Consider the following 17,337-nt stretch of genomic DNA (forward strand, 5'->3'; position numbering starts at 1 on the left):
CTTTGGGTTAACGGGGGATATTTACTGGCGCCTCCAGGGCTGTGGCCGCTGCCGGCCGGCGGTGTGTCTTGGATTTATAGAAGACGCTCTCGACATATTTGTTGCAGAGGAAGGACATGGGTATCGCAGTGGCGAAGGTCAGTGTCGTCAGCAGGAGGGCGTAGGACGCCTGTCCGAGGTGGAAGCCATTGATGACATACATCCAGAAATAAAGCGGGATCATGTGGAGGAGATAGAGCGAATAGGAAATCGCGCCGAGCCAGAGCATGATTGGGTGCTGGAGAAGGCTTGCGACATAACCGGTGGGGCGGTTCTGGTCGCGAACGATCAGCGCCGAGCCGAAGACAAAAATCCATCCCGCAAGTGCGAAGTCCAGCCAGCACATGAGGGCGGAGGCGAGGATCACCGTTGCCGGGTTGAAGAAGCGCCGGTCCGACCAGTCGCGCTTCCAGGCGTAGTAGCTCACAATGCCAGTGGCGAAATAAACGGCGTATTGCGCGAGGTCGGCATTGTTCGGCCATTTGCGGAATAGCCACCAGACGGTGAAAAGCCCCGCGACCAGCAAACCTCGCAGCAGAAGGCTGGGACGGTGCAGGCACCAGAAGACGAGCGGCGCGATCACGTAGAACTGGAATTCCGTGGAGATATTCCATGCCTGCCCAAGAAAGGCATAGGCGCCGTTCGGCAGCCAGTGTTCAGGGATGATGCCGTGGGTGAGCGTTGCGTGGGCCAGCACGTGATAAGGCCAATGCGCGAAGCTGTCTTCGAAAAGCTTCAGCCGTAGAGCGTTGCGCGCGCCGCCATATTCGGCTGCCTTCAGCGCTTCATAAGCGATGCCCGACATCAGGATAGACAGAACGAAGGCCAGGATGAAAACCGGGTAGATGCGCTTCACGCGACGTGCGAGATAGACGGGATAGCTCTCCTGCAGCTTGGCCATCATCATGAAAATGACGAAGCCGCTCATGATGCAGAATATCTGCACGCGGATGAGTTCGCCGAAGAGCGGCGCGAATATGCCGAACGAATGAGGCTCGATCCCTGCGGCCGGGAGCAGGTGGACGGCAACCACCCAGACCGCGAGAAGCCCGCGCAAGCCTTCCAGCTCATCAATCCTGTTCATGCGAGAGCATCCCCGGGATGTTGGCATTGCTGCGTTGCAGCATTAGTGCACTGCAATAAAATGAGGTCAACCCCAAGAATGACGGCGGAGAGGGCTTTACCGGTTTCCCATCTTGCGGAACCGCCATGCGTCACCTTATGTATGGGACGATCACGAATCCGATTTGCAGCCGGTTCCGGACTGCGATATCCACAGGCAATCTCCAGACATTTAGAGGCCCCCATGAGAGACCCGATCGAAACAGCCATGAACCTTGTGCCGATGGTCGTCGAGCAGACCAATCGCGGCGAGCGGGCCTATGACATATTCTCGAGGTTGCTCAAGGAACGCATCATCTTCATCACGGGGCCGATCGAGGACGGCATGGCGTCGCTGGTCTGCGCGCAGCTTCTGTTCCTTGAAGCGGAGAACCCGAAGAAGGAGATCAACCTCTACATCAACTCGCCCGGCGGCGTGGTGACGTCGGGCATGTCGATCTACGACACGATGCAGTTCATCCGCCCGCCCGTCTCCACGCTCTGCATGGGACAGGCCGCTTCCATGGGCTCGTTACTTCTGACGGCGGGGGCGACGGGTATGCGCTATGCGCTGCCGAATGCGCGCATCATGCTTCACCAGCCCTCGGGCGGTTTCCAAGGGCAGGCTTCGGATATCGAGCGCCACGCGCAGGACATCATCAAGCTGAAGCGCAGGCTCAATGAGATTTATGTGAAGCATACCGGTCGTGATTATGACACGATTGAGCGTACGCTGGACCGCGACCATTTCATGACGGCGGAGGAATCGAAGGATTTCGGCCTCATCGACAAGGTCATCGAATCGCGGGAAGTGATCGAGGGTGTGGCGAAATAAGCCTTTTCGAGCCAAATGACCGAAGCCGGCAACCTTCCGGTGCATCTCTGCACCGGAAGTGCGGCTATAATGTCACAAAATTGCTATCCTTCGGGCTTGTGCATGGCGCGGCAGTCGTTACGTTAAGTGAAAATTGGGTTTCATCGGCCTAGCCTGGAGAAATGCTGGAAACGCCGTCGCCATTCGGATTCAGTTCGTTTGATTGACAAAGGCTTCCGCGGCAGGTTGATTTTGAGAGGGTTGCCCAGGTGATCGGTGTTTTTCGGTCGGGATACCGAGCAGGGCAACGGGTTTGCGGTAGCATCGTTTATAGCGGTGCGGCCGATTTTGAAAGGAAACTGCGATGAGCAAAGTCAGCAACAATGGTGGCGATTCGAAGAATACGCTCTATTGCTCGTTTTGCGGAAAAAGCCAGCATGAAGTCCGCAAGCTGATTGCCGGTCCGACCGTCTTCATCTGCGATGAGTGCGTCGAGCTTTGCATGGACATCATCCGCGAGGAAAACAAATCCTCGATGGTGAAGTCCCGCGAGGGCGTGCCCACGCCGCAGGAGATCATGGCCGTCCTCAATGATTACGTCATCGGGCAGAACCATGCGAAGCGGGTTCTTTCCGTGGCGGTGCACAATCATTACAAGCGGCTGGCGCACCAGTCGAAGAACAACGAGGTGGAACTGGCGAAGTCCAACATCCTGCTCGTCGGGCCGACCGGTTGCGGTAAGACCTATCTCGCTCAGACGCTCGCCCGCATCATCGACGTGCCGTTCACCATGGCCGACGCGACGACGCTGACGGAAGCCGGCTATGTCGGTGAGGATGTGGAAAACATCATCCTCAAGCTGCTGCAGGCCGCCGACTACAATGTCGAGCGGGCGCAGCGCGGCATCGTCTATATCGACGAGGTGGACAAGATCAGCCGCAAGTCGGACAATCCCTCGATCACCCGCGACGTGTCGGGCGAGGGCGTCCAGCAGGCGCTTTTGAAGATCATGGAAGGCACGGTCGCCTCCGTTCCGCCGCAGGGCGGACGCAAGCATCCACAGCAGGAATTCCTGCAGGTAGACACGACCAACATCCTCTTCATCTGCGGCGGCGCATTCGCAGGTCTCGACAAGATCATCTCCGCGCGCGGCGAGAAGACGTCCATCGGCTTCGGCGCCAACGTCAAGGCGCCGGATGATCGCCGCGTTGGCGAAATCTTCCGGGAGCTGGAGCCGGAGGACCTGTTGAAATTCGGCCTTATCCCCGAATTCGTCGGCCGTCTGCCCGTCATCGCGACGCTGGAAGACCTCGACATCGACGCGCTGGTGCAGATCCTGTCCGAGCCGAAGAACGCGCTGGTCAAGCAGTATCAGCGGCTGTTCGAGATGGAGAATATCGAGCTGACCTTCCACGAGGACGCGCTTCGCGCCATCGCCAACAAGGCGGTGGAGCGCAAGACCGGCGCGCGCGGACTGCGCTCGATCATGGAGAAGATCCTGCTCGACACCATGTTCGACCTGCCGACGCTCGATGGCGTGCAGGAGGTGGTGATCTCCGGCGATGTGGTGGATGGCAATGCCCGCCCGCTTTACATCTACTCGGAACGGCATGAGGAAAAGGGCAACGCCTCGGCGTAAGCCTTTCCCATGACAAGCGGTGATAAAACGGGAAGGGCTGCGGTGGCGGCCCTTTTTCGTGACGAGTGGATGCATGTGAATACCCCCCTCTGCCCTGCCGGGCATCTCCCCCTCAAGGGGGGAGATTGGCTGACACCGCTGACGGCTTCATTCTCCATCGTTTGGCGATTGTGCCGACGTTTGATGAAGGCGTAATCTCCCCCCTTGAGGGGGGGAGATGCCCGGCAGGGCAGAGGGGGGTGAGCGCGGAGGGGGAGCCGGTTGCGCGAACGTACACGAAGAACCGACACTAAATCGTGTCGTCACTTGAATTGAACCTACCGGGTCGCCAACTAGGATTTTGAAGCATGTTTGTGACTTGCCAATGACGGTTTCAGGGAGCACAAACGTGGCAATCGGGCCGAAAGCCTATTGTTTTGGCGCATGATCTTACCTGGAAGTCTGCAACTTCTCAGATCATGCTCAAGAAAGGACTGATGATGACGGGCATTGAAAAGAAGACTTCGGCGAGTGGCAATGATGGGCTTTATGCCGTTCTGCCGCTGCGCGATATTGTGGTCTTCCCGCATATGATCGTTCCGCTCTTCGTGGGACGGGAAAAATCGATCCGCGCGCTCGAGGAAGTGATGGGCGTGGACAAGCAGATCCTGCTGGCGACGCAGAAGAACGCCGCCGATGACGATCCTGCCTCCGACGCGATCTTTGACGTCGGCACCATCGCCAATGTGCTGCAATTGCTGAAGCTTCCCGATGGCACGGTCAAGGTGCTGGTCGAGGGAACGGCGCGGGCCAAGATCAGCCATTTCACGGATCGTGAGGATTATCACGAAGCCTATGCCCAGGTGCTTGGCGAGCCGGAAGAGGATGAAGTCGAGATCGAGGCGCTCGCCCGCTCGGTTGTGGCCGATTTCGAGAATTACGTAAAGCTCAACAAGAAGATCTCTCCGGAAGTCGTCGGCGCGGCAAGCCAGATCGAGGATTATTCGAAGCTGGCCGATACGGTCGCCTCGCATCTGGCGATCAAGATCCCTGAAAAGCAGGAGATGCTGTCGCTTCTCTCCGTCCGCGAGCGGCTGGAGAAGGCGCTTTCCTTCATGGAAGCGGAAATCTCCGTGCTGCAGGTGGAGAAGCGCATCCGCAGCCGCGTCAAGCGGCAGATGGAGAAGACGCAGCGCGAATATTATCTCAACGAGCAGATGAAGGCGATCCAGAAGGAGCTCGGGGACGGCGAGGATGGTCGCGACGAGGCTGCCGAACTGGAAGAGCGCATCAACAAGACCAAGCTCACCAAGGAAGCGCGCGAAAAGGCGCAGGCGGAGCTTAAGAAGCTGCGCAGCATGAGCCCGATGTCGGCGGAAGCGACCGTCGTGCGCAATTATCTCGACTGGCTGCTCTCGATCCCCTGGGGCAAGAAGTCGAAGATCAAGCAGGACCTCAACTACGCGGAAGAAGTGCTCGACGAGGAGCATTTCGGCCTCGACAAGGTCAAGGAGCGCATCATCGAGTATCTCGCCGTGCAGGCGCGCTCGGCTAAGATCAAGGGCCCGATCATCTGCCTCGTCGGCCCTCCGGGAGTAGGCAAGACCTCGCTCGCCCGGTCGATCGCCAAGGCGACGGGACGCGAATATGTCCGCATGTCGTTGGGCGGCGTGCGGGATGAAGCGGAAATCCGCGGCCATCGCCGCACCTATATCGGCTCGATGCCGGGCAAGGTCATTCAGTCGATGAAGAAGGCGAAGAAGGCTAACCCGCTGTTCCTTCTCGACGAGATCGACAAGATGGGGCAGGACTTCCGTGGCGATCCGTCATCGGCGCTCCTCGAGGTGTTGGATCCCGAGCAGAACTCGACCTTCATGGACCACTATCTGGAGGTGGAATACGACCTCTCGAACGTGATGTTCGTAACGACGGCGAACAGCCTGAATATCCCCGGTCCGCTGATGGACCGTATGGAAATCATCCGCATCGCCGGTTACACCGAAGACGAGAAGCTGGAGATCAGCAAGCGGCACCTGCTGCCGAAGGCGATCCGCGACCATGCGCTGCAGCCGAAGGAATTCTCGGTCAGCGATGACGCGATCCGCGCCATCATCCGCCTCTATACTCGGGAAGCGGGCGTGCGCAGCCTCGAGCGCGAGCTGATGAAGCTGGCGCGCAAGGCCGTCACCGAAATCCTCAAGACCAAGAAGAAATCGGTTGTTATCACGGAAGAAAACCTCGCCGATTATCTCGGTGTGGAGCGGTTCCGGTATGGCCAGATCGAGGGCGAGGACCAGCTCGGCGTCGTCACAGGGCTTGCCTGGACCGAGGTGGGCGGTGAAATCCTGACCATCGAAGGCGTCATGATGCCCGGCAAGGGCCGCATGACGGTGACGGGCAATCTGCGCGACGTGATGAAGGAATCGATCTCGGCAGCGGCATCCTATGTCCGCTCGCGGGCGGTCGATTTCGGCATCGAGCCGCCGGTGTTCGACAAGCGCGATATCCACGTCCACGTGCCGGAAGGCGCGACGCCGAAGGATGGCCCTTCGGCGGGCGTGGCGATGGCGACCGCAATCGTCTCCATCCTTACGGGCATTCCCGTGCGCAAGGATGTGGCGATGACGGGCGAAATCACGCTCAGGGGCAGGGTGCTGCCCATCGGCGGCCTCAAGGAGAAGCTGCTCGCCGCTCTGCGCGCCGGCATCACCAAGGTTCTGATCCCGGAAGAGAACGCCAAGGATCTGGCTGACATTCCTGATAATGTGAAGAACCATCTGGAAATCGTGCCGATTTCGCGTGTCGGCGAGGCGCTGCGCCATGCGCTGGTGCGGATGCCCGAGCCCATCGAATGGTCGGAAACGGAAGCCTCGGATGCGCCCATCCCCGGCGTGGCGGACGAGGATACGGTGGCCTCGGTCGCGCACTAAGGCAAATTCGAGCCTGAATTTACGGAAATGCCGGGCAAAAAGCCCGGCATTTCTGTGTTTAACCCCGGATTTCCGGGCTTTTTGGGCTTGCGTGGCTTGGCGTCGGGGATGATTCGAATAAACTCCCGCCCATGCCGGTCGAGTCGCAAGACCCGGCAAATAAAAGAAAGGAAATGCCCCTATGAACAAGAACGAATTGGTTGCCGCGGTTGCGGAAAAGGCCGGCCTGACGAAGACCGATGCGGCTTCGGCTGTCGATGCCGTCCTCGAGTCGGTTACCGCTGCGCTGAAGGCTGGCGGCGATGTGCGTCTTCCGGGCTTCGGCGTTTTCTCCGTTTCTCACCGCGCCGCCTCGACGGGCCGCAACCCCTCGACCGGCAAGGAAGTGGCGATCCCCGCCCGCAACGTGCCGAAGTTCTCGGCCGGCAAGGGCCTTAAGGACGCGGTCAACGGCTGATCCTTCATGCAGCGCTTTTGGAAGAAAGCGCTGCATTTTTTCTACGGAAGGGGTAGGGAATGACTATTTTGCTCTATTCGCTTTCAGGCGTCACGCCGCCGCTTCCACATCATATTCGAAATGAATGCGGGTATAGGGGAACTCGACTCCCTTATCTGTACGGTCGATCATGCCTATCTTAATGAGCATTGTCACATCGCGATGCACGGCCTGTATATCGCGCCCGACGCGACGTGCGACTTCCCGGATCGACAGCGGCCCTTGGCCCGCCAGCGTCGTGAGGATGGTGAGGCGCGAGGGCGAGAGGGTCTGGTGCATGTCGTCATAGGACTCGAAATTGTATTCGGGAACGGCTTCAAATGTTTTGTCGCCAGCCAATACACGCCGCTCTGCCTCGAGAATGCGGGCCAAGATATCATCGTCCGTGGCGATACGCACAAGTAACGTTGTCATTTCAGCATCCTTTTCATATCCGCACGAAAGGCAGAAAAAAGTGCTTTCAGCGATGTGAATTCAAAGGCTTCTTCCCGGCTTCCAATATGCCGGTGATCTCCTTTCCCTCGCTCATTATCGTAACGCAAAATGCATTTATCGTCCTGGACGAGAGCAAGCCTGTACTTGTAATAATGCGTGCATCCGAGAACAGGACGAGGCAAATGCCAGATGACAACTTCGTAAAAAGTCGTGTCATCGACCTTTTTGTGCCTTCGTACGACAAGCTGTGCCCCCATGTTGTTATTAATAACAACATCACGCTGCTATGTCAATCTTTACGAGTGGAGCGCTGATTATTTCCGAGGCGATTTCATCGTCCCGACATCCACGGTAATATCACCCGATATCGTCACGTCCGTATTGCCGATGCGAAATGTGTTCGGCTTTGAAGGATCGGTCATGCGGTCCGGCTCGGGAGGAGGCGCGGTGACGATGGGCTTGGGCGCTTGCACACCGGGAAGGGTGGGGTTTTCATCGGCAAAAGACGTGCCGATAGTCGCCATACTAGTGAGGATGGGCACAATAAGGGCAGGAAGCGGTTTCATTTTCAGCTCCTATGCTGCCGCCGCCATGAGCAATTCCTGCGCCATCTCCAGCGTCAGCTCATCATAGTGCGAGATGATACGGCTCGGCTCGAAGGTCGAGACGGGCAGATCCGTATAGCCGAAATCGACCGCGATGACGGGAATGCCGGCCGCTTTGGCGGCGTCGATGTCCGCCCGGCTATCGCCCACCATGATGGCCCGGGCCGGGTCGCCGCCGGCGCGCAGGATGGTTTCCACGATATGGCGGGGGTCTGGCTTGCGAATGGCGAATGTGTCGCCGCCGCAGATCGCGGCGAAGCGATCGGCTTCACCGAGTTCGCTCAGAAGCTTGCGGGCGAGGGCTTCGAACTTGTTGGTGCAGACGGCAAGCATAAAGCCCGATGCGGCGAGCCGGTCCATCATGGCGACAGCGCCGTCGAAAAATTGCGACTCGCCGGGCATGTGTCCGCCATAATGCTCCAGAAACAACCCGACCAGCCAGTCGAGCTGCTCGGGCGAGAGCTGCTTTTGCTGCGCCTCGAAGGCGCGCTCGATCATTACCCGCGCGCCCTGACCGACGAAACGGCGGAGCGCCAGCGGGTCTACCCGGTCCAGCCCCGACTGGCTCAGGCAATAGTTGAGGCTATCGAGGAGATCGGGGGCTGTGTCGACCAGCGTTCCGTCGAGGTCGAACACGACAATTGGCTTTGTCATCGTTGAGTCCATGTTGGGGTACAAAGTAAGTACCGGATCGATCCTCTTTGCTCAAGGTTTGGCGAAGAGAAAGGTCCGATCAGGCTGCAAAACAAGGCTTTGTGCATTTCAATTCGCGTGATAGATGCAACGCAAATCAGCTGTTGGCGGGGAAGGGAAAGCGATATGGATGCGCGCAAGCAGAAGATCGAGGCGGCAGCCGCTGCGCTTGAATTCGTGCGCGATGGGATGCGGCTCGGCATCGGCACCGGTTCCACGGCTGAGGAGTTCGTGCGGCTGCTGGCCGAAAAGGTGGTGGGCGGCCTTGAGATCATCGGCGTGCCGACCTCCGAACGCACCGCCAGGCTCTGCCGCGAGCTCGGCGTACCGCTGACGACACTAGATGAAACGCCGGAACTCGACCTTGCCATCGACGGTACGGACGAGGTGGACGCCTCGTTATCCTTGATCAAGGGCGGGGGCGGGGCGCTGCTGCGCGAGAAAATCGTCGCCGCCGCGGCTGAAAAGATGATCGTGATCGCCGACGAAACCAAGGTGGTGGAGACGCTCGGACGGTTCCCGCTTCCCATCGAGGTTAATCCATTCGGTCTTGAGACGACGAAAATTGCTATTATCCGCGCTGCAGCTGAACTCGGCCTTGCCGGACCGGTGACGTTGCGGTTAAAGGATGGAGAGCCCTTCGTTACGGATGGGGGACACTATATCCTGGATGCATCTTTTGGCCGCATTCCCAATTCAAATGCTTTGTCTTGTGCTTTATTTGCCGTTCCCGGCGTGGTGGAGCATGGGCTTTTCCTGGGGCTGGCAAGCGCCGCGATCATTGCCGGCGCTGGCGGCATCCGCACACTGACTGTAGTTTAGCGCATGGCCTCGCCCGAAAAGTCTGCAACTTTACGGGACCATGCTAGAGTTTAAACGCATGGCCTTGTCCGAAAAGTCTGCAATTTTTCGGACCATGCTGAGAGACAACGGAGTAATGACCATATGACCCAGGCAACTGGTTTTCGCTGTTTGGTTGCGCCGCTCGCGGCGCTTGCGATGATCGCGGGCGTCAGTGCGGCTTCTGCGCAGGAAATCTCGGAATCCCATCTCGCTGCGGCGCGTCAGGCAATTGCCGCCATCGATGCAACGGAACAGTTCGACGCCATCCTGCCGCGCGCCGCGCAGGCGCTGAAGGCCGAGCTGATCCAGAAGGACCCGAACCTGGAAGACGTGATCACCAAGACCGTGGATGAGAAGGCGCTGGCGCTCGCCGCACGCCGGGCGGATCTCGAGACGGAAGCCGCGCGGGCCTATGCGAAATCCTTCTCCGAAGACGAACTGAAGGCCATCTCCGCCTTCTATGAATCGCCGGCGGGCAAGAAGCTGATCGCCGAAGGGCCGATCGTCACCCGCGAAGTCCTCCGGGCGGCCAATATCTGGCAGAACGGCATTGCACGCGACCTGGCGCAGTCGGTTGGTGAGACGCTCGCCAAGGTGGAAGATGCCCAGCCGCAGCCGGCCGCACCGCCGAAGCAATAGGCCGCCTTCTCACGCGACATTGAAAGCCCGGTCTCAAGCCGGGCTTTTTTATTTGCGTTCAAACCTATATGTCTGCTCGCGAATCTAGTTTTTAGAGTCTCGCGGGGTTTTCATGGCAGCTTACGATTATGATCTCTTTGTCATCGGCGGCGGTTCCGGCGGTGTACGTGCCGGGCGGCTGGCGGGGGCCATGGGAAAGCGCGTGGGGCTCGCAGAAGAATACCGCATGGGCGGCACCTGCGTCATCAGGGGCTGCGTGCCGAAGAAGCTATTCGTCTATGCGTCCCAATTCAGCGAGGATTTCGAGGATGCCGCCGGCTATGGCTGGAAGGTCGGGGAATCCAGTTTCGACTGGCCGACGCTGATCGCCAACAAGGACAAGGAAATCGACCGGCTGGAAGGGATTTACCGTGCCGGCCTGATGAACTCGAAGGTCGAGATATTCGATAGCCGCGCGATTCTGGTGGATGATCATACGGTCGAGATCGTCTCTTCGCGCAAGAGGGTGACGGCGGAGCAGATTCTGATTGCCACAGGGGCGCGGCCCAACCCGCATGCGGCGCTGCCGGGGCACGAGCTCTGCATCAATTCCAACGAGGCGTTCCATCTGGCCGAACTGCCGAAGTCGATCGTCATCGCCGGCGGTGGCTATATCGCGGTCGAGTTCGCCAATATCTTCCATGGGCTTGGCGTGGAGACGACGCTTGTCTACCGGGGCCGGGAGATTCTGCAGCGCTTCGATGGCGATCTGCGCCGCCTTCTCCATGAGGCGATGGAGGCCAAGGGTATCCGCATTCTCTGCGGCGAGGTGTTCGAACGGGTATCGCGACGCAGCGATCGGCGGTTGGATGTGGTACTCTCAGGCGGCGAAATCCTGCTCGCCGATCAGGTGATGCTGGCGCTTGGCCGCATTCCCAATACGGAAGGGCTTGGGCTGGAAGCGGCTGGCGTCGAGACTGACGTTGTCGGCGCGGTGCGGGTCGACGAATATTCTCGCACCAATGTTCCCAACATCTGGGCTGTGGGTGACGTTACCAACCGCGTGCAACTGACGCCGGTAGCGATCCACGAGGCCATGTGCTTCCTGGAAACAGCGTTCAAGAACAATCCGACCAAGCCCGACCACGAGCTCATCGCCACCGCCGTGTTCTCGCAGCCGGAGATCGGTACGGTCGGCCTGTCGGAAGAAGAGGCGGCGGAGAAATATGCGCAGGTGGAAATCTACCGCGCGCATTTCCGCCCGATGAAGAACACGCTCTCAGGGCGGCAGGAGAAGATGCTGACGAAGCTGGTGGTGGACGGTCTCAGCCGCAAGGTGCTTGGGGCGCATATCCTCGGCCCCGATGCTGGCGAAATGGCGCAGCTCATCGCCATCGCGCTGAAATCAGGCGCCACGAAGGACGATTTCGACCGCACCATGGCAGTGCATCCGACGGCGGCCGAAGAGTTCGTCACGATGTACCAGCCGACCTACCGGATCGTGAACGGAAAGCGTGTGTAAACGTCGGCTCCGCCTTCTTATACTCGATTGCATATCCAGTCGAGTATGAGGACGGCGCAAGAGCCGTTTGCTGAAGCAGGTATGACTCCAGCCACATCCTCTTGCGGTTCGCACATCTTGACCGCGGTGGCCGCCCGTGGCAATCTGAAGGTGATCCTGCGGCGTGTAGATATTGTTCGTAATATTGCGGGTATAAAGAATATTATGATGTTTACATATTTAGAGGGCGTAATATGCCGAAGTTTTTTTATGCGCTGGAGTATGGGCTTATTTACCGTTATGTAATGCAATCGGATGGCTCGCTATCGACCCTCGGAGAGCCCGTTTCCTGTATAAATGCAGTCGATATCGCCTATTCCAATGCCTCAAGGTTCGCAGGCGGTGATAATTATCTGTTTGTTATCAGCACCACGCCCGCCGGGGCTGAAGCCTGCCAGGGCATAAGTGTCTATCATGTTGAAAATGACGGGTCTTTGACAGAGCGAGTTACATATTATTGTGACGGGGTAGGGTCGTCTCCTCAAGATATCATCGCCCTGTGGTGGTACGGAACGGATTCTTATTTCGTCTACATCGTCAATCGTGGCGTAACTGGTTCTGAAATAAGCGGATATCGTTTCTCGGAGTCCGGCTCCATTGAGTTTCTTGGCGATCCGCTCACCCCGTTACCCGCCGATCTTGCTATCGATACCATTTCTTTGTTCGAAATCGTCGCGGAAGATGGGGCAGGCGGGCATCCGTCACGTCCGGTTCCCTGCGTCTATGCGCTCTATACGACTCCTTGTGGAAAAACGAAGATCGCTTCCTTTGAGATCGATGAATCCGGGTTCCTGAATTATGCGGGCAGTTCGATAAGCAGCGACGGAATAGGCATCGCGCTCGCCGCTACTCCGCAGGGGGATTTTTCCTACATCACACATAGCAATATCAATTCCATTGCCGGATCCACAGTCGGCGCCGGCCGGTTCCAGCCATTGGGGCCAGTGGCGCAGATGACAAGCCACGGCCCTTGCGTGGCGTGTCCCGAGGGCAAATATCTGTTCGTGTCGGCCATTGCAGACCATTCATACGTCATCATCTCCTATCGTATTGGGGCTGACGGTTTGCTGGTGCAATCCGATCAAAAACCATGCGGGGCTGGGATCTGGACGCTCGGGATAGAGCCTGACGGTCAATATCTTTACGCGCCTTCCAGTGATGGACTTGTTTATATTTATCAAATCAATCGGAATGACGGGACGCTAGTCCCGAAGCCGCCAAGCCCCAGGAGCAATGGGGGCAATGTATGCGGGATGGCAATATTGGATGTGTAACCTATCACAATCGATGTGTAACAGCCTGCAATTCCATCGGCTGTCTTCCGTCATCCGGCCTAGAATATCTCTTAATTTTCCTTTATAGAGGCGCAACCTCCGTACCCTCCGGTACGGAGGTGTAAACCTATTCCATAAACAGGTGCTATAATGACGAAGAACTGGACACCGCAATCCTGGAGGACCAAGCCGATCAAGCAGGTGCCGTCCTATCCGGACGCGCAGGCGCTGGCCGATGTGGAGTCTCGTCTTCGTTCTTATCCGCCGCTCGTTTTTGCAGGCGAGGCGCGCAAGCTTACCCGGCAGCTGGGTGAAGTCGCCGAAGGACGCGCATTTCTGCTGCAGGGCGGGGATTGCGCCGAGAGCTTCGCCGAGCATGGCGCGGACAATATCCGCGACTTCTTCCGCGTGTTCCTGCAGATGGCGGTCGTGCTGACCTTCGGCGGCTCGAAGCCGGTCGTTAAGGTGGGGCGCATTGCCGGGCAGTTCGCCAAGCCGCGCTCGTCGGATGTCGAGGTTAAGGACGGCGTCGAGCTGCCGGCCTATCGCGGCGATATCATCAACGGCATCGATTTCGAGCCGGCGTCGCGTATTCCCGACCCGAACCGGCAGGATATGGCCTATCGCCAGTCCGCGGCGACGCTCAACCTTCTGCGCGCTTTCGCCCAGGGCGGCTACGCCAATCTCGAAAATGTGCATCAGTGGATGCTTGGCTTCGTCGGCAACAGCCCGCAGGGCGAGCGTTACGAGGCGCTGGCCAAGCGCATTTCCGAGACGATGGATTTCATGCGGTCCATCGGCATCACATCGGAAAGCAATGCCGCCTTGCGCGAGACCGATTTCTACACCAGCCATGAGGCGTTGCTGCTCGGCTATGAAGAGGCGCTGACGCGCGTCGATTCCACCTCCGGCGACTGGTACGGCACGTCCGGCCACATGATCTGGATCGGCGACCGCACCCGCCAGGCGGATCACGCGCATGTGGAATATTGCAGCGGCATCAAGAACCCGCTCGGCCTCAAATGCGGCCCGTCGCTGGAGCCGGATGACCTCCTCAAGCTCATCGACACGCTCAATCCCGAGAACCAGCCGGGACGGCTGACTCTGATCGCGCGTTTCGGCTATGACAAGGTGGCAGACCACCTGCCGAAGCTCATCCGCGCCGTGCAGAAGGAAGGGCGCAAGGTGGTATGGTCGTGCGATCCGATGCATGGCAACACGATCACCGCCAATGGCTACAAGACCCGGCCCTTCGACCGGATCCTCAAAGAGGTGGAAACCTTCTTTGCCGTCCATCGCGGCGAGGGGAGCTATCCCGGCGGCATCCATATCGAGATGACGGGCAAGAACGTCACCGAATGCACCGGGGGCGCGCGGGCTATCTCCGCGGACGATCTTTCCGACCGCTACCACACCCATTGCGACCCGCGCCTCAACGCCGACCAGGCGCTGGAACTGGCGTTCCTCGTGGCGGAGTTGCTCAAGAAGGAGCGCGATACACAGCCGCAGAAGCTGGTCGCAAACGGCTGAGATTTCTTCGGATTTCGTCGATCTGCAGGGCAGGGCGGGAGTTATGCTTCCGCCCTGTTACATTTTATCTAGGGAGGAAGAAATTGTCCGAAAACGAGCGTCACGCGGGATCATGTCTGTGCGGAGCGGTGCGGTTCGAAACGAACGGTCCGCTGCGCGGCATTCTCTATTGTCATTGCACGCAATGCCGCAAACAGTCGGGGCATTATTTTGCCGCCACCAATGTGGCCGACGATGACATACGCATCGACGGCGCGGAGAACATCAGCTGGTATCAGTCGAGCGAGAAAGCGCGGCGGGGTTTCTGCAGGATTTGCGGCTCGGTGCTGTTCTGGAAGCGGAACGGTAGCGGTGATCTATCCGTCCTGGCGGGCGCATTCGACAAGCCGAGCGGGCTTCATGGCGAGATGCATATCTTCACCGCCGACAAAGGCGATTACTATGGCATTGATGACGGCTTGCCCCAGCGGGAGTGACGGAAGCCGGAACCACTCTCCGTGCCTGACTTGACATGCTGCCTACTAGTAGGTAGGTTGAGGCATGAGCAATTTATCAACGACGTCCGACGACATTCTGGCCTGCGCGCGGTCTCTTATTATCGCTGGCGGCTATAATGGTTTCAGCTATGCTGACATTGCGGATGTGGTCGGAATTCGCAAGGCGAGCATCCACCATCATTTTCCCAGCAAGGCCGACCTGGTGCGGACGCTCGTCGCGCGGTACAGGGAAGAAGCGGAAGCGGGGTTAGCAGATCTCGAAGCTCAGGTTTCCGACCCGCTCGCGCAGCTTCGCTCCTACACCGGCTATTGGCAGGCATGTATCGCGGATGCCAGCGCCCCGCTTTGCGTCTGTGCGCTGCTGGCAAGCCAGCTCCCTGTTCTGCCCGAGGAGATCGGCGTTGAGGTTCGGGCGCATTTCCGTACCCTCTCGGACTGGCTGACATCCGTCCTGGAGCGCGGGGCGCAGCAGGGGCAACTCCAGCTGTCATCTACGCCTCGCGCCGAGGCAGAAGCGTTCATGGCGACGGTTCACGGCGCGATGCTTTCGGCGCGGGCCTATGGCGACCCCAAGATATTCGGCGTCGTGACGGACGCCGTTTTGGCGCGCCTCGCTCCGCACTGATCAGGCGGTTGGAATAGCCAGCATCGTTTGCCTTTTTAGCCTATCTACTAGTTGGAAGAATATAGAGGAAATCAGGAATGTTTGGAATTTCACCGATCGGCTGGGTGCACACGCTCGGCAGCCTGCCTGCCATTCCACTGGCCATATATATGTTCGCCCGGCATGGACGGATCGTGCCGCGGTCAACGCCGGGGGCCGTTTACCTTGTCTCGATGCTGATCGGGGCGGCAACGGTGTTCCTCGTTGCGCATCAGCCGGTGAGTTACGCCATCGGCGCGGTAACGATCTTCCTGCTGCTTGCGGGATATGGCGTGGGCCATATTTCCAGCCTCGGACGAGCGGGCAGATATCTGGAAACGGTCTTTCTCAGCCTCACGGCCTTTCTGCTGATGGTGCCGACCGTTAGCGAAACCCTGCGCCGGGTTCCTGACGGTCACCCCTTCGTAACCGATCTGCACTCGCCGGTCCTGCTGGGCGCGCAAGCGAGCCTCCTCGTTATTCTCATCGTGGGCCTCACCGCGCAAATCATCCATTTGCGCAGGGAGGGGACGCGCAGCGTCCGCCTGAAAGGCTCCGTCATTTAATCGAGCCAAGAATCGCTTAGCCTGTCCCCCGACATTGCCGGGGGATAGACATGCATCGCATCTGGCTTGCATTCATCAATTCAATGCGGGCGCTCAAATATCTGGCGCGCCATGAAAAGGCGGTGCAGCAGGAGCTGGCGCTGTTGGTTATATCCATTCCGGTCGCGTTCTATATCGCGCCCGATGCGCTGATGTTCATGCTCATGATCGGGGCTATTCTATTCCTGATCATGATCGAGGTGCTGAACACCGGCATCGAGGCGGCGTGCAACGCGTTTTCACGGGAATTCCACGAGGATATCCAGATCGCCAAGGATTGCGGCTCGCTGGCGGTGCTGATTTCGATCATTCTGGCGGCAGGGGTGTGGGGCTACGCGCTTTTCATCGCTATATATCAATAAGCTTGATTGCGACTCTCCAACCCGCGCGGTAAAGCTTGGCCATGACCCAGAAGACATCCTCTCCCGATATACTTCGCATCGCCGTAGCCCAGTTCAATCCCGTGCTTGGCGACATAAATGGCAATCTCGCCAAGGCGCGCGACATACGCGCCGACGCCGCGCGGCAGAAGGCGGATATCGTGCTCTTCACCGAGCTTTTCATGTCAGGCTATCCGCCTGAAGATCTGGTGCTGCGCCCGGCTTTCACTGCCGCCTGCGAGAGGGCGGTGCGGGAGTTCGCCGCCGACACGGCGGATGGCGGGCCGGGCGTCATCATCGGCACGCCATTGCGGCGCGGGAGCGGCCTCCATAATTCGGTTATGGTGCTCGATGGCGGCGAGGTGATCGCCGAGCGTTTCAAGGTGGACCTGCCCAATTATGGCGAGTTCGATGAGAAGCGCGTGTTCCAGCCCGGCGCCTTGCCGGGGCCGGTCAATTTCCGCAGCGTGCGGCTCGGCATTCCCATCTGCGAAGATATCTGGGGTGATCTCGGCGTCTGCGAGACGCTCGCCGAAAGCGGGGCGGAAATCCTGCTCGTGCCCAATGGCTCGCCCTATTATCGCGGCAAGGTGGAGGTGCGCCATCAGACGGCGATCAGGCAGGTGATCGAAACCGGGCTGCCGCTCGTCTTCGC

At 58.8% G+C, this 17,337-nt stretch carries 20 protein-coding genes; 14 read left to right on the forward strand and 6 right to left on the reverse strand.

What is annotated here, in order from left to right; translation table 11 throughout:
- Nucleotides 1–7: 7 nt before the first annotated feature.
- The gene (locus ACOWVG_RS14140; protein WP_420962865.1) at nucleotides 8–1,123 is read right to left on the reverse strand and encodes an acyltransferase family protein; all 1,116 of its coding nucleotides are present in this window, start codon (nucleotides 1,121–1,123) and stop codon (nucleotides 8–10) included.
- A 222-nt stretch (nucleotides 1,124–1,345) separates the two neighbouring features.
- Between ACOWVG_RS14140 and clpP the strand changes: the two genes are divergently transcribed.
- Nucleotides 1,346–1,975 carry an ATP-dependent Clp endopeptidase proteolytic subunit ClpP gene (gene clpP, locus ACOWVG_RS14145; RefSeq protein ID WP_420962866.1) on the forward strand — a complete coding sequence of 210 codons (630 nt, stop codon included), beginning with the start codon at nucleotides 1,346–1,348 and terminating at the stop codon, nucleotides 1,973–1,975.
- A gap of 343 nt (nucleotides 1,976–2,318) precedes the next feature.
- The gene (clpX, locus tag ACOWVG_RS14150; protein WP_420962867.1) at nucleotides 2,319–3,593 is read left to right on the forward strand and encodes an ATP-dependent Clp protease ATP-binding subunit ClpX; all 1,275 of its coding nucleotides are present in this window, start codon (nucleotides 2,319–2,321) and stop codon (nucleotides 3,591–3,593) included.
- A gap of 526 nt (nucleotides 3,594–4,119) precedes the next feature.
- On the opposite strand, the gene ACOWVG_RS14155 is transcribed toward clpX, so the two are convergent.
- Nucleotides 4,120–4,233 carry a hypothetical protein gene (locus ACOWVG_RS14155; protein ID WP_373288562.1) on the reverse strand — a complete coding sequence of 38 codons (114 nt, stop codon included), beginning with the start codon at nucleotides 4,231–4,233 and terminating at the stop codon, nucleotides 4,120–4,122.
- Here ACOWVG_RS14155 and lon point away from each other — a divergent pair.
- A complete protein-coding gene (gene lon / locus ACOWVG_RS14160; RefSeq protein WP_420962868.1) occupies nucleotides 4,181–6,502 on the forward strand; it encodes an endopeptidase La in 2,322 nt (773 codons plus the stop codon). The two genes, ACOWVG_RS14155 and lon, sit on opposite strands and share 53 nt — an antisense overlap.
- Nucleotides 6,503–6,683: 181 nt before the next feature.
- Nucleotides 6,684–6,959: an HU family DNA-binding protein gene (locus ACOWVG_RS14165; RefSeq protein WP_420962869.1), complete on the forward strand. Its 276-nt coding sequence runs from the start codon at nucleotides 6,684–6,686 to the stop codon at nucleotides 6,957–6,959.
- 90 nt (nucleotides 6,960–7,049) lie between these two features.
- On the opposite strand, the gene ACOWVG_RS14170 is transcribed toward ACOWVG_RS14165, so the two are convergent.
- Genes ACOWVG_RS14170 through ACOWVG_RS14185 form a run of 4 tightly spaced genes read right to left on the reverse strand, consistent with a single transcriptional unit; the run spans nucleotide 7,050 to nucleotide 8,704 of the window.
- A complete protein-coding gene (locus ACOWVG_RS14170) occupies nucleotides 7,050–7,412 on the reverse strand; it encodes a MarR family transcriptional regulator (RefSeq protein ID WP_420962870.1) in 363 nt (120 codons plus the stop codon).
- Nucleotides 7,409–7,690, reverse strand: coding sequence for a toxin-antitoxin system TumE family protein (locus tag ACOWVG_RS14175; RefSeq protein WP_420962871.1), 282 nt, complete (start codon nucleotides 7,688–7,690; stop codon nucleotides 7,409–7,411). The genes ACOWVG_RS14170 and ACOWVG_RS14175 overlap by 4 nt, the downstream gene beginning before the upstream one ends.
- Nucleotides 7,691–7,747: 57 nt before the next feature.
- Nucleotides 7,748–7,999 (reverse strand): hypothetical protein, encoded by a 252-nt coding sequence (locus tag ACOWVG_RS14180; RefSeq protein ID WP_420962872.1) that lies wholly within the window; start codon nucleotides 7,997–7,999, stop codon nucleotides 7,748–7,750.
- Nucleotides 8,000–8,008: 9 nt separating this feature from the next.
- A complete protein-coding gene (locus ACOWVG_RS14185) occupies nucleotides 8,009–8,704 on the reverse strand; it encodes an HAD family hydrolase (protein ID WP_420962873.1) in 696 nt (231 codons plus the stop codon).
- A gap of 153 nt (nucleotides 8,705–8,857) precedes the next feature.
- On the opposite strand from ACOWVG_RS14185, the gene rpiA reads away from it, so the two are divergent.
- From rpiA to ACOWVG_RS14235, 10 genes are all read left to right on the forward strand, one after another.
- Nucleotides 8,858–9,553, forward strand: coding sequence for a ribose-5-phosphate isomerase RpiA (rpiA, locus tag ACOWVG_RS14190; RefSeq protein ID WP_420962874.1), 696 nt, complete (start codon nucleotides 8,858–8,860; stop codon nucleotides 9,551–9,553).
- Nucleotides 9,554–9,676: 123 nt separating this feature from the next.
- Complete coding sequence (locus tag ACOWVG_RS14195; protein ID WP_420962875.1) at nucleotides 9,677–10,213, forward strand: DUF2059 domain-containing protein; 537 nt, start codon at nucleotides 9,677–9,679, stop codon at nucleotides 10,211–10,213.
- A 112-nt stretch (nucleotides 10,214–10,325) separates the two neighbouring features.
- Entirely contained in the window at nucleotides 10,326–11,714 is a 1,389-nt protein-coding gene (gor, locus tag ACOWVG_RS14200) for a glutathione-disulfide reductase (protein WP_420962876.1), read from the forward strand.
- Nucleotides 11,715–11,947: 233 nt separating this feature from the next.
- Nucleotides 11,948–13,027, forward strand: coding sequence for a hypothetical protein (locus ACOWVG_RS14205; RefSeq protein ID WP_420962877.1), 1,080 nt, complete (start codon nucleotides 11,948–11,950; stop codon nucleotides 13,025–13,027).
- Nucleotides 13,028–13,177: 150 nt separating this feature from the next.
- Complete coding sequence (locus ACOWVG_RS14210) at nucleotides 13,178–14,557, forward strand: class II 3-deoxy-7-phosphoheptulonate synthase (RefSeq protein ID WP_420962878.1); 1,380 nt, start codon at nucleotides 13,178–13,180, stop codon at nucleotides 14,555–14,557.
- Nucleotides 14,558–14,640: 83 nt separating this feature from the next.
- On the forward strand, nucleotides 14,641–15,033 hold the full coding sequence (locus ACOWVG_RS14215) for a GFA family protein (RefSeq protein WP_420962879.1): 393 nt from the start codon (nucleotides 14,641–14,643) through the stop codon (nucleotides 15,031–15,033).
- 64 nt (nucleotides 15,034–15,097) lie between these two features.
- Nucleotides 15,098–15,679 (forward strand): TetR/AcrR family transcriptional regulator, encoded by a 582-nt coding sequence (locus ACOWVG_RS14220; protein WP_420962880.1) that lies wholly within the window; start codon nucleotides 15,098–15,100, stop codon nucleotides 15,677–15,679.
- Between the two features lie 77 nt (nucleotides 15,680–15,756).
- Entirely contained in the window at nucleotides 15,757–16,263 is a 507-nt protein-coding gene (locus ACOWVG_RS14225; protein WP_420962881.1) for a hypothetical protein, read from the forward strand.
- Between the two features lie 50 nt (nucleotides 16,264–16,313).
- Nucleotides 16,314–16,664 carry a diacylglycerol kinase gene (locus tag ACOWVG_RS14230; protein WP_420962882.1) on the forward strand — a complete coding sequence of 117 codons (351 nt, stop codon included), beginning with the start codon at nucleotides 16,314–16,316 and terminating at the stop codon, nucleotides 16,662–16,664.
- Nucleotides 16,665–16,705: 41 nt separating this feature from the next.
- Nucleotides 16,706–17,337: nitrilase-related carbon-nitrogen hydrolase (locus ACOWVG_RS14235; RefSeq protein ID WP_420962883.1), on the forward strand; the 632-nt coding region annotated here is incomplete at its 3' end.

The sequence above is a fragment of the Brucella sp. IR073 genome (genome assembly GCF_049065735.1).
GTDB lineage: Bacteria > Pseudomonadota > Alphaproteobacteria > Rhizobiales > Rhizobiaceae > Paramesorhizobium.

Coding starts and splice junctions, on each gene's coding strand:
- ACOWVG_RS14140 (WP_420962865.1), bottom strand. CDS start 1,123: ATGAACAGGATTGATGAGCTGGAAGGCTTGCGCGGGCTTCTCGCGGTC.
- ACOWVG_RS14195 (WP_420962875.1), top strand. CDS start 9,677: ATGACCCAGGCAACTGGTTTTCGCTGTTTGGTTGCGCCGCTCGCGGCG.
- ACOWVG_RS14230 (WP_420962882.1), top strand. CDS start 16,314: ATGCATCGCATCTGGCTTGCATTCATCAATTCAATGCGGGCGCTCAAA.
- ACOWVG_RS14210 (WP_420962878.1), top strand. CDS start 13,178: ATGACGAAGAACTGGACACCGCAATCCTGGAGGACCAAGCCGATCAAG.
- rpiA (WP_420962874.1), top strand. CDS start 8,858: ATGGATGCGCGCAAGCAGAAGATCGAGGCGGCAGCCGCTGCGCTTGAA.
- ACOWVG_RS14220 (WP_420962880.1), top strand. CDS start 15,098: ATGAGCAATTTATCAACGACGTCCGACGACATTCTGGCCTGCGCGCGG.
- ACOWVG_RS14205 (WP_420962877.1), top strand. CDS start 11,948: ATGCCGAAGTTTTTTTATGCGCTGGAGTATGGGCTTATTTACCGTTAT.
- ACOWVG_RS14175 (WP_420962871.1), bottom strand. CDS start 7,690: ATGGGGGCACAGCTTGTCGTACGAAGGCACAAAAAGGTCGATGACACG.
- ACOWVG_RS14225 (WP_420962881.1), top strand. CDS start 15,757: ATGTTTGGAATTTCACCGATCGGCTGGGTGCACACGCTCGGCAGCCTG.
- ACOWVG_RS14170 (WP_420962870.1), bottom strand. CDS start 7,412: ATGACAACGTTACTTGTGCGTATCGCCACGGACGATGATATCTTGGCC.
- ACOWVG_RS14165 (WP_420962869.1), top strand. CDS start 6,684: ATGAACAAGAACGAATTGGTTGCCGCGGTTGCGGAAAAGGCCGGCCTG.
- gor (WP_420962876.1), top strand. CDS start 10,326: ATGGCAGCTTACGATTATGATCTCTTTGTCATCGGCGGCGGTTCCGGC.
- clpP (WP_420962866.1), top strand. CDS start 1,346: ATGAGAGACCCGATCGAAACAGCCATGAACCTTGTGCCGATGGTCGTC.
- ACOWVG_RS14185 (WP_420962873.1), bottom strand. CDS start 8,704: ATGGACTCAACGATGACAAAGCCAATTGTCGTGTTCGACCTCGACGGA.
- clpX (WP_420962867.1), top strand. CDS start 2,319: ATGAGCAAAGTCAGCAACAATGGTGGCGATTCGAAGAATACGCTCTAT.
- ACOWVG_RS14180 (WP_420962872.1), bottom strand. CDS start 7,999: ATGAAACCGCTTCCTGCCCTTATTGTGCCCATCCTCACTAGTATGGCG.